This window comes from Vibrio splendidus (assembly GCF_001557875.1).
Lineage (GTDB): Bacteria > Pseudomonadota > Gammaproteobacteria > Enterobacterales > Vibrionaceae > Vibrio > Vibrio splendidus_F.
On record NZ_LNRF01000002.1, the window covers coordinates 155,738 to 170,739 of the forward strand.

The 15,002-nt window shown below is 42.4% G+C and carries 14 protein-coding genes; 11 read left to right on the plus strand and 3 right to left on the minus strand.

The genetic code is table 11. The annotated features are described in order from the left end of the window. The first annotated feature begins 301 nt into the window (after positions 1 to 301). The 7 genes from pyrD to rmf all read left to right on the plus strand — a co-directional run bounded on the left by pyrD (position 302) and on the right by rmf (position 8,910). Positions 302 to 1,312 carry a quinone-dependent dihydroorotate dehydrogenase gene (pyrD, locus tag ATB74_RS08295; protein WP_017059681.1) on the plus strand — a complete coding sequence of 337 codons (1,011 nt, stop codon included), beginning with the start codon at positions 302 to 304 and terminating at the stop codon, positions 1,310 to 1,312. A gap of 205 nt (positions 1,313 to 1,517) precedes the next feature. Then, a complete protein-coding gene (locus tag ATB74_RS08300; RefSeq protein WP_017059680.1) occupies positions 1,518 to 2,066 on the plus strand; it encodes a cell division protein ZapC in 549 nt (182 codons plus the stop codon). Between the two features lie 507 nt (positions 2,067 to 2,573). Further along, a complete protein-coding gene (gene rlmKL / locus ATB74_RS08305) occupies positions 2,574 to 4,694 on the plus strand; it encodes a bifunctional 23S rRNA (guanine(2069)-N(7))-methyltransferase RlmK/23S rRNA (guanine(2445)-N(2))-methyltransferase RlmL (protein ID WP_061017901.1) in 2,121 nt (706 codons plus the stop codon). A 25-nt stretch (positions 4,695 to 4,719) separates the two neighbouring features. Next, entirely contained in the window at positions 4,720 to 4,980 is a 261-nt protein-coding gene (locus tag ATB74_RS08310) for a glutaredoxin family protein (RefSeq protein ID WP_019823251.1), read from the plus strand. After that, positions 4,958 to 6,874, plus strand: a complete 1,917-nt coding sequence (locus ATB74_RS08315) for an ABC transporter ATP-binding protein (RefSeq protein ID WP_060982080.1) — start codon at positions 4,958 to 4,960, stop codon at positions 6,872 to 6,874. The genes ATB74_RS08310 and ATB74_RS08315 overlap by 23 nt, the downstream gene beginning before the upstream one ends. A 9-nt stretch (positions 6,875 to 6,883) precedes the next feature. After that, positions 6,884 to 8,575 carry a DUF3466 family protein gene (locus tag ATB74_RS08320; protein ID WP_061017902.1) on the plus strand — a complete coding sequence of 564 codons (1,692 nt, stop codon included), beginning with the start codon at positions 6,884 to 6,886 and terminating at the stop codon, positions 8,573 to 8,575. Between the two features lie 161 nt (positions 8,576 to 8,736). Further along, positions 8,737 to 8,910, plus strand: a complete 174-nt coding sequence (gene rmf / locus ATB74_RS08325; protein ID WP_017059676.1) for a ribosome modulation factor — start codon at positions 8,737 to 8,739, stop codon at positions 8,908 to 8,910. Between the two features lie 250 nt (positions 8,911 to 9,160). Here the strand turns inward: rmf and fabA are convergent, their stop codons facing one another. Together fabA and ATB74_RS08335 are read right to left on the minus strand one after the other, a co-directional pair. Then, entirely contained in the window at positions 9,161 to 9,676 is a 516-nt protein-coding gene (gene fabA / locus ATB74_RS08330; protein WP_017059675.1) for a bifunctional 3-hydroxydecanoyl-ACP dehydratase/trans-2-decenoyl-ACP isomerase, read from the minus strand. A 70-nt stretch (positions 9,677 to 9,746) separates the two neighbouring features. Further along, positions 9,747 to 11,399: an AAA family ATPase gene (locus tag ATB74_RS08335; RefSeq protein ID WP_048615970.1), complete on the minus strand. Its 1,653-nt coding sequence runs from the start codon at positions 11,397 to 11,399 to the stop codon at positions 9,747 to 9,749. Between the two features lie 189 nt (positions 11,400 to 11,588). Between ATB74_RS08335 and matP the strand changes: the two genes are divergently transcribed. The 4 genes from matP to ATB74_RS08355 all read left to right on the plus strand — a co-directional run bounded on the left by matP (position 11,589) and on the right by ATB74_RS08355 (position 14,155). Next, positions 11,589 to 12,044: a macrodomain Ter protein MatP gene (matP, locus tag ATB74_RS08340; RefSeq protein ID WP_010440786.1), complete on the plus strand. Its 456-nt coding sequence runs from the start codon at positions 11,589 to 11,591 to the stop codon at positions 12,042 to 12,044. A gap of 23 nt (positions 12,045 to 12,067) precedes the next feature. Beyond that, the gene (locus ATB74_RS08345; RefSeq protein WP_061017903.1) at positions 12,068 to 12,376 is read left to right on the plus strand and encodes a DUF3634 family protein; all 309 of its coding nucleotides are present in this window, start codon (positions 12,068 to 12,070) and stop codon (positions 12,374 to 12,376) included. 104 nt (positions 12,377 to 12,480) lie between these two features. Next, positions 12,481 to 12,792, plus strand: coding sequence for a hypothetical protein (locus ATB74_RS08350; protein WP_061017904.1), 312 nt, complete (start codon positions 12,481 to 12,483; stop codon positions 12,790 to 12,792). A gap of 142 nt (positions 12,793 to 12,934) precedes the next feature. Then, positions 12,935 to 14,155, plus strand: coding sequence for a hypothetical protein (locus tag ATB74_RS08355; RefSeq protein WP_061017905.1), 1,221 nt, complete (start codon positions 12,935 to 12,937; stop codon positions 14,153 to 14,155). Positions 14,156 to 14,239: 84 nt separating this feature from the next. Here the strand turns inward: ATB74_RS08355 and ATB74_RS08360 are convergent, their stop codons facing one another. Beyond that, complete coding sequence (locus tag ATB74_RS08360; protein WP_061017907.1) at positions 14,240 to 14,842, minus strand: DUF2971 domain-containing protein; 603 nt, start codon at positions 14,840 to 14,842, stop codon at positions 14,240 to 14,242. Positions 14,843 to 15,002: the final 160 nt, after the last annotated feature.

Genomic DNA, 15,002 nt, shown 5'->3' on the forward strand with positions numbered 1-15,002 from the left:
CAGGCCATAAGGTCTGCCTTTTTCGTTTCGGTAAAGTGGGAGCCATTGGTCTAACGATTTTTGAAGGGTCAATCTCGACGCACACGTCGTTTGTTGTTAAGTGAGCTGGTGGCCGTAATGTGGTAGAGGCAAGAAGTGAGTTAATAACCTGAAGAAACGATAACGTTTGCTTAATAAAGAACCTCATTCGTTAGCAAACTCGATTATCTTACCCTTACAGACAGTAATAGATTGAATAGTTGGGTAAATAAGTAAATAATATCGCCCCGTTTATACGGGGCTTTTTTCTATCGGAGGCACAATGCTTTACCGTCTAGCCAGAACTGGCTTTTTCCAACTTGATGCCGAAAAGGCACATGATCTTGCAATTCAAAATTTCAAGCGCTTCACAGGCACACCTATTGATCTTTTGTATCGCCAACAATTACCTCACCGACCTGTAGAGTGCATGGGTCTTACTTTTAAAAACCCAGTTGGCTTAGCTGCCGGCCTAGATAAAAACGGCGAATGTATTGATGCATTTGGCGCAATGGGCTTTGGTTTCGTAGAAGTAGGTACAGTGACTCCACGTCCACAAGCGGGTAACGACAAACCTCGTTTATTCCGTCTTGTTGAAGCTGAAGGTATCATCAACCGCATGGGCTTTAACAACCTAGGCGTCGACAACCTTGTTGAGAATGTTAAGAAGTCGAACTACGACGGCATCTTAGGCATTAACATCGGTAAGAACAAAGACACACCAATTGAAAAGGGCGCTGAAGATTACTTGATCTGTATGGAGAAGGTATATCAATACGCTGGTTACATTGCAGTGAACATCTCTTCACCAAATACTCCAGGACTTCGTTCTCTACAATACGGCGAAGCTCTAGACGATCTGTTGTCTGAACTTAAAACGAAACAATCTGAACTGGAAGAGAAGCATGGTAAATATGTTCCTCTTGCTCTTAAGATTGCTCCGGATCTAAGCGACGACGAAATTAGCCAAATTTGTGAATCATTGATCAAAAATAAGATCGATGGTGTGATCGCAACAAACACAACATTGGATCGTTCAATCGTTGAAGGCATGAAACATTGCGATGAAGCGGGTGGCCTAAGTGGACGTCCTGTTCAATCTCGCAGTACTGAAGTAGTTCGTAAACTTCACGAAGAGCTTGGTGACAAACTGCCGATCATTGGAGTAGGTGGTGTTGACTCGTATGTTGCTGCAAAAGAGAAAATGATGGCGGGCGCTAAGCTTGTACAGGTTTACTCTGGTTTCATCTACAAAGGCCCAGGCCTAGTTGGCGATATCGTTAAAAATCTATAAGCTGAAAATTGCTTTATTCTTGAAAAGCGACAATCTGGCATCGTCTTACTAAAAGAGACACTGTAACTCACTGAGTTGTAGAGAAAAGCGATAAGAAAGAGGAATTCATTTCCTCTTTTTTTTTGCCTATTGCTCAGTAAAATTACTGTAATTGAAGGTAATTTTGCGTTTTACCTAATGGAATGGTTCAACAGTGTGAGACGAAATGATGCTTAAACCTAGCGATACATGGAGTTGGTATTACGATGAGCAGCAATGTTCATTAATGCTAAACCTCGGAGAGGATATGATTTTCAAAACGAATCTGGTCCGCAATAAGCTGGTGGACTGCGCGTTTAGAGATAATGAATTCACCGTTGATGACGCATCTTCATACCAAACCTTCAAAGAACAAATTTCTGGCTTAGAACTGTCTGAGCCTCGCCAAGCTGAACTCGCGCTTTATTGCGTGGCAGCAAAGCGCTTCCACAAGCCTGTACAGCCTAAGAGTTGGTTCTTCGACTCACAGGGCGCTGGCCACGAATATCCTCAAGAAGGGGATATCGTACAAATGAATAACGAGCATAGCTTAGGGTATTTCATTGTATTAGAAGTGGGAGAGTGTGCGAGCCTATGTGCATTTGTCGACCTAGAAGAGTTTCTGCTTACACCTTCAAAAGGGTTACGCTTTGGTGACTCGATTAAGGTCATGCACGATAGAATGATAGACGCGAACGCTATTCTTCATCAAACGCACATTGCGATGGTCGGTTAGCCTTCAATCTAATCCATCATTTCTCACACCATCGCAACGCATCAACCTGTCAAATCTTCCCCAAAATCGGCTCATTAGCCGATTTTTTTGTGCCTAAAAAACCTCATCCTGATAAATACATCACTGCTTAACCATTTAAATAGTGAACTTGCGACTATTTTTTCGCCTTAATTTCTGCCTGTTTTTATCGCCAGAAGTGTAATTTACCCATCTTTATTCCCTGTTTTTGCCATTTTGTAGCTAAGTTTCACCCTTAAATTTCATTTGGTATATACCAATTTTGAGGTGAATATAAATTCACATTATCGCTTTGGTCGGTATTTGGTCATGAATCTTGTTGGTTTGATAAGTCTTATGTTCTAAGGGGATGTGGGTAAGCGATCGCTTCAACACTGTGCGTTTGCTAGCCAGTTAGAAGAAAGATTCAATGAAAAGACGAGTTTAGTGTGATGCTCTAGTAACAAATTCAGGTATAATCGAGCTCATTTTTATCAATAAAAGAACACTATGAATCAATATCTAGCGGTTACCTCAAATGGCCTTGAGAATTTATTAGTTGAAGAACTAACCCAACTAGGGATTACAAACGCAAAACCTGTTCAAGCAGGTGTTAAATTCAAAGCCACCAATGAGCAAATTTATCGTTGTTGTTTGTGGAGCCGTTTGGCTTCTCGATTTGTACGTGTCCTTTCTGAATTCACTTGTATGGACGACATGGATTTGTACCTATCAACCACTGCGGTTAACTGGGTAAATCAATTCCATAGCTCAAAGCGTTTTGTTGTTGACTTCAATGGTACGAACAACGAAATCCGCAATAGCCAATACGGTGCGATGAAAGTAAAAGATGCTGTTGTTGATTGCTTTGAGAAGAAGTCTTTGCCTCGTCCTTCTATCAGCAAAGAGAACCCAGACATTCGAATTCACGTTCGTCTACACCGTGATAAAGCGATTCTTGGTGTTGATATGGTGGGTAGCGGTCTGCATCAACGTGGTTACCGTCCAGAATCAGGTCGCGCACCTCTACGTGAAACACTTGCTGCAGCGATTCTTCTTCGTAGTGGTTGGGATGCGACTAAACCTTTCCTAGATCCTATGTGTGGTTCAGGTACGTTAGTGATTGAAGCGGCAATGATGGCTGCAAACATGGCTCCAGGTGTTAAACGCCAGAAGTGGTGTTTTGAATCACTAGAAGATTTCGAACCAGAGCTTTGGGCTGAAGTTAAAGCTGAAGCAAACGTTCAAGGCCGTCGTGGTGTCAAGAAAGTAGAATGTAAGTTCTATGGCTATGACAATGATGAACGCATGATCAAAACGGCGCGTGATAATGCTCGTCGTGCTGGTGTTGAAGAGTTGATTGAATTCGAAGTAGGTGATGCTGCAAAACTTAAGCGTCCTACCGAGTTTACTGATGGTGTGATTGTTTCTAACCCACCTTATGGTGAGCGTCTAGGTACAGAGCCGGGCCTAATTGCACTTTACACGGCATTCGGCGCGCAGCTTAAAGCGGAATTTGGCGGTTGTAACGCGTCTATCTTCTCTAGTTCAGACGAACTACTTAGCTGCCTACGCATGCGTGCAGACAAACAGTTCAAATTGAATAATGGTGCGTTACCGTGTCACCAAAAGAACTACTCAATTTCAGATCGTCCGATGTCAGAACGTCCAGCGGGCGAACAAGAACAGCTGATTGCTCCTGACTTCGCAAACCGTCTTAAAAAGAACATCGGTAAAATTGGCAAGTGGGCTAAGAAAGAGCAACTAGATTGTTACCGTATCTACGATGCTGACTTACCAGAATACAATGTAGCGATTGACGTATACCCAGGTCATCTTGTGATTCAAGAATACGCAGCGCCTAAAGATGTACCGGAAGAGAAGGCTAAACGTCGTCTAACCGATATTATCCGTGCTTCTATTCAAGTAACGGGCGTTGAAGCAAACAACGTGGTTCTTAAGGTTCGTCAGAAGCAGAAAGGCCGTTCTCAATACCAGAAGATGGCTCAAGACTCATCTAATCTAGAAGTGAACGAATACGGTGTTAAGCTGATTGTTAATCTTCATGATTACCTAGATACAGGCTTGTTCCTAGATCATAAGATCACTCGTCGTCGTATCGGTGAGATGGCTGCAGGTAAAGATTTCCTAAACCTGTTTGCTTACACGGGTAGTGCATCTGTTCATGCTGCTGTCGGTGGCGCGCGCTCTACAACAACGGTTGATATGTCGAATACCTACCTTGAGTGGGCAAAGCAGAACATGGAGCTTAATGGCCGTGTGGGTCGTCAACATCAGTTTGTTCAAGCTGATTGCTTACAGTGGTTGGTTAAAGAGCAGGGTTCTTACGACCTGATCTTTATTGATCCACCTACGTTCTCAAACTCTAAGCGTATGGATCAATCTTTCGATGTTCAACGTGATCACATTCAGTTGATGGAAAACCTCAAGCGTCTTCTTCGTGAAGAAGGCACGATTGTGTTCTCTAACAACAAACGTCACTTCAAAATGGATCTAGAAGGTCTAGAAGCGTTAGGCCTTAAAGCTCAGAACATCTCTGCTAAGACGCTTCCATTGGACTTCTCTCGCAATAAGCACATTCATAACTGCTGGTTGATTACTCATAAGTAGTTAAGAGATTGTATAAGGATATATAGTGCTGACTCTCTACAGTACAGAAGGGTGCCATCTATGTGAGATGGCATTCCAACTCACGGAACAGTTAAACATTAGCCATCACGTCAACGTTGTCGACATTGCATTTGATGATGAGCTCTTTTCCCGTTACGGGGTCACTATTCCTGTGCTCAAATTTGAAAGCTCTGACCTTTCTCAAAGCTCAGAGCTTAACTGGCCATTTGGCTTGTTAGAACTTAATGATTGGTTAAAGAAAAATGGCATTACTTACAATTCATAATGGGCAATTAGCGTTTGGCGATCACCCGTTATTAGATCGTGCGGACTTTGCGCTGCAAGAAAACGAACGTGTGTGTTTGGTAGGGCGCAATGGCGCTGGTAAGTCTACATTGATGAAAATCCTGTCTGGGAACATCATCATGGACGACGGTAAGATGCAAATCACACAGGATGTGGTTGTATCTCGCCTTGAGCAAGATCCACCGCGTAATGAAGAAGGCACCGTTTATGATTACGTTGCTGGTGGCCTAGCGGAAATCGGTGAACAGTTGAAGATCTATCACGATCTTCTGGATCTCATCGGTACTGACCCGAGTGAAAAGAACCTAAACCGCCTTACTCGCGTTCAAGAGCAACTGGATCACGCGAATGCATGGCGCTTTGAAGATCGCGTAAGTAATGTATTGGCGGCACTTAAGCTGACTGCTGAAACAAAACTGACGGATCTATCTGGTGGTTGGCAACGTAAAGCGGCACTTGCCCGTGCACTTGTATGTGACCCAGACGTTTTACTTCTAGACGAACCGACTAACCACTTGGATGTAGCGACAATCGAATGGTTAGAAGGCTTCCTGAAAGACTTCCGTGGTTCAATTATCTTTATCTCGCATGACCGTGCTTTCATCAAATCGATGGCAACACGCATTGTTGATCTTGATCGTGGTAAGTTGAGCTCGTTCCCTGGCGATTACGAAAACTACCTAGTTGAAAAAGAAGAAGCGCTACGTGTTGAAGAGATGCAGAACGCGGAATTCGATAAGAAGCTTGCTCAGGAAGAAGTATGGATTCGTCAGGGTATTAAAGCTCGTCGAACTCGTAACGAAGGCCGTGTACGTGCGCTTAAGAAGCTACGTGAAGAACGTTTGAACCGTCGTGAAGTGCAAGGTAAAGCTATTATCCAAATCGACGATGGCCAGCGTTCAGGCAAGATTGTATTTGAAGCCGAGAACATTAACTTTGGCTTCGAAGGCAAAGAGATTGTTAAAGACTTCAGCTTCAACATTATGCGTGGCGATCGTATCGCTCTGATTGGACCTAACGGTTGTGGTAAGAGTACGGTACTTAAACTGCTTCTTGATCAGCTTAAGCCAGATTCAGGTCGTCTACATTGCGGTACTAAACTTGAAGTCGCTTACTTCGACCAATACCGCGAAATCCTAGACCCTGAGAAGTCCGTAATTGATAACCTAGCGGATGGTAAGCAAGAAGTCACTGTAGGTGGTCGTGAGCGTCATGCGCTAAGTTACTTACAAGATTTCTTATTCTCGCCTAAACGTGCTCGTACTCCTGTTAAAGCGCTGTCTGGTGGTGAGAAAAACCGTCTGTTATTAGCTCGTATCTTCCTTAAGTCGAACAACTTATTGATTCTCGATGAGCCAACCAACGATCTAGATATCGAAACTTTGGAACTTTTAGAAGATTTGCTTGCCAACTATCAGGGTACGCTTCTTTTAGTGAGCCACGATCGTCAGTTTGTTGATAACACGGTTATGACAAGTTGGATCTTCGAAGGTAATGGTGTGATTGAAGAATTCGTTGGTGGCTATCACGACGCTCAGCAACAAAGAAAGCAAGCATTAGAGTACCGACAGGTTGAAAAGCCATCAAAGCCTGAGAAAGTAGTTGAGGAAACTCCCAAAACTGCGCCAGTTAAGGCTAAACCTAAGAAGTTATCGTATAAGCTACAACGAGAACTAGAAGCGCTACCAATGCGTTTAGAAGAATTGGAAACTCAAATTGAAACTCTCCAGGAAGAAGTCAACGATCCAAGCTTCTTTTCAAAATCTGTAGAGCAGACACAACCAGTTTTAGATAAGCTATCTGCAGCAGAGCAGGAGCTTGAAGTTGCTTTTGAGCGCTGGGAAGAGCTCGAGGCACTACAACAGGAAAGTTAAGAAGTAATAATGACTTGTACTAAATTTAAATTAACTACAGTTGCAGCTCTAGTTTTGGCTGCAACTAATGCCAACGCTGCACTTTACAAGGTAGTTGAGGTAACGCCTTCGATTACTGGTGCATCTGAAATCTTTGGTGTAGCTATTCAGCCTGCGACGGTAACCGGAACAGAAAGTTGTTTTACTACCGGCACTGTTGGTAGCGTTGCATGTGACAGCTTTAAATTAGCTGGTGAAACTCGCAATACGGTCGAGGCTGTAAGTTATCGTGAAGAAGTACCATTCGCGATGGACGCTCCGTTCCAATACATCCAAGAGTTCGATGATTTCGAAAACTATTGTTATAGAGAGCTAAGATACTCTACATGTGAGAGTTGGGCGCAAAACCGTTGGAATGATACTTGGAGTAAGGAAAGGTTCGACCTAACTTACGTCAATGCAAAAGCATTTGTTGAAGGCGGCGCGACATTTGACACTCGTAATACGGTCATTAACTCTCTAGATAATAATGCTCAACCACTAGGTGTTAAATCTGAAGGTGGTATCCGTAATAATGCGATGTTTACGACGACGGCTGGGCCTACTGGCACCTCTGAAACTCGTGCATGGAAAGCGATTACGGCAAGCAACAGTACTGTTTATAATGTAGGTAGTGTATCTACGGCAGGTCCAAAAACAGACACTTCGGATACAACATTTAGCTCAAAAGCTGCTATCTGGGATGGTACTACAACAAAAGAGATTGATTGGATCAGAAGTGGAAATGCTCAACAAGATGAATACTTTGCCCAAGGCAGTATGCGTTCAATTGTTGAATCAAACTCTGTTTTCTATGGTGTTGGCTATAATACAGCAGATGGTAATGGCGACCTACAAGACATGAATGCCAGTGTTTTTGTGAGCGATTCACTAGACCTTACCAGCGCAACATGGACAACTAAACAGATTAGCGGTGCAGAGGTTAAGTCTGGTTCATCTAACGATGATGCTCGATACAGTAACTCTGTAGCGACTGACATTAACGATAACTTGTTCGCTGTTGGTTATTCTAAGCGTAATGGCTATGTGCCAGAGAGTGGTAGTGCTGGTAACAAGATTTTCGTTGTAACGGATGCTAAAAACCCGACAGCAACGTATTTGTCTGGTGGTATCTTCTTCGGCGGTTCGAGCGGTGAAGCTAAAGCAGTTAACAACTTTAATGAGTTTGTTGGCCAAATAGATGCAGAAACCACTCGTGAGGTTGATGGTAGTGAAAGAAGACACAGAGGCTTTATATATCCTTATAACGTGTCCTCATCAACGGAAGCTCGTCGTGTAGACATCTTTAACGGTCAGGCTTGGTGGTTAGATGATCTAACAAATGATGGTAATGTTTCCGGAGAGAACAACAAGTTCCGAATTATTGATGCTACTGACATTAACGATGCTGGTGTAATCTCGGCTACTGCTATCAAATGTACAGTTGGGGGAACTACTCAACCGTATGACACAACTTCTCACAACTCATACTGTGGTGGCGCTGCGTCTAACGCAGTAGAAGAGGTTGTCGCGGTTAAGCTCGTTCCAATTACCGGTGCGACTAAAGCTGATATCCAAGCTCGTAGTGCCGATTCAGAGAAAGTCGATCGTCAAGGTGGTAGCCTAGGTTGGTTGACTTTGACTGTGCTTGGTCTGTTAGGGTTCCGTAGAAAATTTAAATAATTTTATCTCTTGAGCCCGAGTTCACAATTCTGAACTCGGGCTTTTTTTCGCCTTGAGAAAAGTGAAAATTTGATCGATTCTTAAAGTTGGAGTCACAAAAACTCCGCAAAGTTGTAATCATTGTATGTTAGTAAATGGAACACCCGTATGAGGACTGCACTATGAAGAGACAAAAGCGTGATCGACTAGAACGAGCACAATCTCAAGGTTACAAGGCTGGTTTAAATGGACGGTCGCAAGAAGCTTGCCCATATAGCCAAATGGATTCTCGGTCTTATTGGTTAGGTGGATGGCGTGACGCCAAGGATGATAAGCAATCAGGTCTCTATAAGTAGATAGGGCGTAAAGAATTCAAGGTCAAGGCTCTATAGTTGATTACATCTATAGAGCCTTGTTAGTTTTAAAGGGCATAAAGCATTCTCAGAACTACATATAGCATTATAGTTTTGTTCTCATAAACGTATCGCTGGTGGAGTTATCCTGTTTCACACTTAATACGGGATTACCTTAATGCACTATAACTAAATTTATTGGAGTGAAAATAAAGCAGCCATGGGCTGCTTTATTAAAAATCTAACTATTAGATTAGAATGCTGACGTATCTTGGAAAAGGCCAACTTTCAAATCTTTAGCAACGTAGATCTCTTTGCCATCAACAAGTACACGACCATCCGCAAGACCCATAACTAGGCGACGGTTAACAACACGCTTCATGTGGATCTCGTAAGTTACTTTTTTCGCTGTAGGCAGAATTTGACCAGTGAATTTCACTTCGCCAACCCCTAGAGCACGACCTTTACCTTCGCCGCCAACCCAACCAAGGTAGAAGCCAACAAGCTGCCACATTGCGTCGAGGCCTAGACAACCAGGCATTACAGGGTCACCTGGGAAGTGGCAATCGAAAAACCATAGGTCAGGAGTAATATCCAGCTCAGCAAGAACTAAACCTTTACCATAATCACCTTCAGTTTCAGACATTTTAGTGATGCGATCCATCATTAGCATGTTCGGTGCTGGTAGTTGAGGGCCTTGTGGCCATAGTTCGCCTTGGCTTGATGCTAGAAGCTCTTCGCGAGTGTAAGAATCACGTTTGTTTTGCATTATCAATTACTCCGATTTTTGATAGGTGCATATTAGTGAACAGGTGTACGCTAAACAAGTCCGATCAGTACTAGACAAACCAGTTTTTAATGCGTCCAACAATTCCAATAGGGTGCTCATGTCTTTCAAAGTTTTCAATACGTTCCGCGATTTTGCTCAGAACGCTTTCTTGTTCATCGTCTCTAAATGGTTTGTTCATAATAAGAGGAATTGCTTCATCTACATTAGACACAGACCAAATATGGAATTCTTCATTCTTAATGCTTTCAATAAGGTCTGGCTTCAGTGCAAGGTGCCTTAAATTCGATCTTGGAAGGATCACGCCTTGTTCGCCAGTTAAGCCATTGTGCTTACACACATGGTAGAAGCCTTCGATTTTTTCGTTTAGCCCACCAACCGCTTGTACACGACCAAATTGGTCTACTGCACCAGTAACCGCAATTTGTTGATTGATAGGGTATTCAGACAAAGCACTCACCAGAGAACACAACTCCGCAAGAGAAGCACTATCGCCATCTACTTCGCAGTAAGACTGCTCAAATACTACGGAAGCTGCGTATGGTAACGGATCTTCAAGGTTTAGTGCGCTGCTCACAAATGCTTGCATGATCATCATGCCTTTAGCATGAAGATTACCACCAAGTTCGGCTTTGCGCTCAACATCGGCAATATCACCATCACCAAAGTGAATAACACAGGAGATTCGTGCAGGTTCACCATACGATATTGGGTGTCCCGGTACATCGATGACCGTCAATCCATTAACTTGACCAACTTGTTCACCTTCAGTTTCGATAATGACTTGGCCATCACGAATATCATCAAGGGCGCGTTCTGGTAGATAAGATTCACGGTTGTATTTGTGCTGCTGAGCTTGTTGGATATGGTGAATATCAATCTCACCATTGTCGGCTTCAATCAGAGCTTCGTTCAATAACGCATTGTGCCAAATAGGGCATAATGGAATATAGCTCTGATCTTCAGTCTCTCTTGCTCCGGCCGTGAGAATGCCCGTCAACGCTTGTTGCGTGATGGTTGGCAATTCATAGCGTTGTTGAAGCCACTTAAGGTAACCAAGATATTGAGTCAAAGTCTCTTCAGAGAGCTTGATATCTTGTTCAATTTCGCTAAATAGGCAAAAACCGGTTTGAATATCGCTGTCCAGGTAATCAAGGTCACCTAGTTGAGCTCTGTCTCCAACGACAATCAACTTAATGTTGTAAGTCAAAGGCAAAGTCGGGGATTGGTTCAAGTGCTCTGGATTGCTGCTGATAGGCTCTACGGCTTCACCAAGCAGTGCTGATTTAAGCAGTAACCAGCTTCCTGGGTTGGCCAAGATCAAGTTTGCTGAAACGATCAGATAGCCATTGTTTGCTCTAGCCAGTAGGCCAGGTTTTGTTGCAACAACCTTACCGTCTTTCGATTGAACTTGGTCAAACAGAGAGACAGCATTTAAAGACTCAGTTTTTATAACCGGTAGAGTGTGATCATCTAAAGCAGTGACTAGAGATTCAACAATCATTTGACGATAGATCGAGTTGTCTGGAGCGTTTACAAGTAACACACGCGAAAGGTTAGACAAACGGACAAAGCGGGTTAGCGCATCTTTGAATCTATGTTGAATATCTGAAAACGGGAAAGGCGAGATGTCAGGGAATTGCTCTAATTGAGCGCTATATTCGTCGTACTGAGGCGTAACATGTCGCCAATCTACTTGAGTCATTTAAGTTTCTGATTATGATAATGAGGTAGGGAGTATATAGAAAAACCGATCTCGCTTGTAGCTCTATGTTGTAGTTACTAATCACTAAGCTAATATAAGTATGATCTTGGTCTATTCTTTCAAGACAATAATTGTTAAATAGCCTATTTTGGGTTACGCTGTCACTAGGATTAACTCTCGAGATTAGACATGAAATATCAGCAACTTGAAAACTTGGAATGTGGTTGGAAATGGAACTATCTGGTCAAAAAATGGAAAGAAGGTGAATCGATCACTTGCCATATTGATTCAAGTGAAGCTGACGTTGCTGTTCAAGCCTTATTGAAGTTGGAACACCAGCCTACGGGTGTTCTTGAGTGGATCTCTAACAACATGTCTCCTGAGCTCGATAACAAGCTTAAACAAGCGATCAGGGCTAAGCGAAAGCGCCACTTCAATGCTGAACAAGTTCACACCAAGAAGAAATCAATCGACCTTGATTATCGTGTATGGGAAAAACTATCTCAACGAGCGAATGAGCTAGGTTGTACGCTTTCTGACGCCATAGAGTATTTGGTTAGCGAAGCGTCTCGTAGTGAACAGGCTAGTAAGACAGTGACCAGCCTTAAAGAAGACTTAAGCAAGCTCCTTTCTGACGATAAATAACCATCAACAGTAGTGGTGACATTATGATGTACGTAATCTTAATCGGTGCGGTGTTAGTTTTTTGGTTAGTAGCAGTCGATCGACCGGTATTGAAAATTAAATTTAGCGACGGGGCGATCGAACAAGTTAAAGGGCATCTTCCACCGAGCTTTAAGCACAACCTTCAAGAGATTGGTCATAACAACGCCTTTAAAGGTGAGCTAAAAGTGTATGCAAAACGCTCGGGCTACAATCTTAAGTTCACTAAAGATGTACCTAAAAACGTACAGCAACGTATTCGTAACGTGTTCCCGCATAATGGTTTTAAGTCTAAAGGCTCAAAGAAAGCGTAATAGTCGAGAATTACGTGTGACTTGGTAAACCCTCATACTTAGTTAATTCTTCACTTTCCTTAATCATCAGCATACTGTTCTCACTTCCTAACTGAGAGAGCAGTATGAGATATCTAATATTCTTGTTGTGTTTTGTATCCCCATTCGCATTTCCTGATGATGCATTGGTTAACCCTGTTGCCAAAAATATTAAAGTCACCGTTATGAAAGAGCTCAATAAGAGTAATGCTGATTTCGATGGCTATTGCGATCTGATGATTGAGATGAAGCACTCTAAAGTCTATACAAGAATTAAGAGGGTGAGAACATCGGGCGATAGCAAAGTTTGTAAACAGGCTAAAAAGCACCTGCCAAAGAAGAAAAAGTTCAAATATAGCTTTCCAGAAAAGTATATTCGTATCCATATCGCAAATTAACGGGTTTAGTGCACTATAACTAAATAGCCTCAATTTTATTGAAACAATTCCGTGAACCAATCTCTAATTTCTATTAATATTAGTTTTATTATAAAGGCAGCATATGCTGATAAAAGGCAATTAGGGCAAAGGAAAGTTACGGTTGTTGTTAGCAAATAAAAGTTACTCCCCCGAAGTGATTGAGATCTCAAGGAAGGTCACAATCAATGTTGAAGCTCGCTTTAATCGATGGTTAACCTCACCAGAATATAAGCTTGCGCAATCGACAGTAGATACGTTACTAAGTTTGGAAAATAGGTATTGTGATAGCGTCATATTTGATGAATCTGACCGTATCTCTCACAACCAACGTATTTTATTGCGCTGTGAGCAGGATCGAGTCAATGCTCATCGCGAGAAGGTAAATGCAAAACAGCAAACATTACGGTATGTGATAGACGATGTCAGTAATGCCGCTTCTGCGCTTATGCTTGAGAAACTACAAGGAACGCTAATCAGTTCTTTGTTCTCGGAACTACCAGATTACAATGAATTCGCTAGTGCTGCGTATTCGCCATCCTTAAACTTTTCCAAACTCCATGAAATATCAGCGAAAAGCAGGCCATTGAGCTCAAGCTTAATCGAGTTTGTTTCTAATCGTGAGTTCACAGAAAAGTACGGCAAGAAGTCCAAGGTAATTCTCGATCCAAAAATTGCAGCACGCCAAATAGGTATCGAGAACTGTCGTTTATTGTTCCCATTGTTAATGACCCAGCAGCTAATTAAATGGAATGATGGCAACATTAAACACATCACACCTAAGGTTTGGCAGCACCTGGTCGTGACGTCAAATGCGACTCGAATTCGACTTCAAGAAACATCGGTAAAAGACCCTAATGTTGGTATTCTACTTGGCGTATTGAGAATTCTCCCTTTGTTTGTGATTTGTAACCACTTTTCTTCTATATTCGAAGATGCATTAGTAAAAACTATGCTCGGTTACCGAGATGCCAGTGACAAGCATGATGAATATTATGCTTGTGCAGAAGTGCTCCCAAACACCCAGTTTCTCGAAACGATGGTAGAGAAGTTAGAGCTGAAGTTACTAAAAAACCTCGTTGAATTTGTAGATTGGAGCCCAAGTAATCAGTTTATAAAGAGGGCTCTTCTAGAGGAAGTTAATGATACCCCCGTGCTTGAGCGAACAGTTTATGGTGCTGCTCTGGCTCAAGGTCGAAAGTTTTCTATTTTCGAAGCGTTAGATAACAGCGAATTATTTAACGTTAAGCATCGACCTTATTGGTTTTCTACAGTTCAAATGTCTATAACGACAATTGAACAAATGCAGGATAGGGTGCCTGGAAAACTGACGACGAACATGTAAAAAGGGGAGCCACATTAAATGTGGCTCCTTTTTTTTGTTGCACTGTAACGTAATGCGAGAGCCTGACATCTTGCTTTATCCCTTTTAGCAGACCACTTCGAATGTAAACGACTCTTGTTTGGCTATTGCGTGCTTAACGGGTATACCAAGGCGCTGGCAAGTCATCAGAACTTTCAGTTTTCTGTCGGCAGGAGCGTGCTCAGAGAGGATCACCGAGCTTAGGCATTCTCTATTAAGGTAGAGCTTATTGCCCGCCATCTCCTCATCAGGTAACACCCAGCGATATTCCTTTTCATAACTCCAATTCGAATGCTTGAGCTTGAATATCTCGGAACCTAACCCTAATGCCTGCAATCCACTCAATGATTCTAAGTGGGACATGCTTAGCTCATCTTCATATTGGACCTCAAAACAGTTGAGGTTGGCCTCGCCGCTATAGCTGTTGAGATCATACTCGATGCACATGCCTTTAAAGTTGTCGCCATACTGAGACCATAGTATTGGGTGGTCGCTAGATTGAGAAAAACACATAACCTTGAAATTGTTCTGGAGCTCATTCTTGAATATATGGTTAGATTCAAAAGGGTTATTGAAAGTTTTAGCGTAATCGAACCACAACGAACACTCGGCAATCGACTGTATGTTTCTATCATGGAGAGATCTGAACTTATAAAGTTTAGGCAACATATCAAACACCTAGTTTACAAAATTGCCTGATGTTAACACTTTAATTTGCTTTTATTTCCTGAATGCATTGCATTTGATTGCTTAATCACCAAATTTATTCATATAACTGCTTGATAGATCAAAATTTAAACACGAAATAACAGCCTGATTAAGTGGTTTA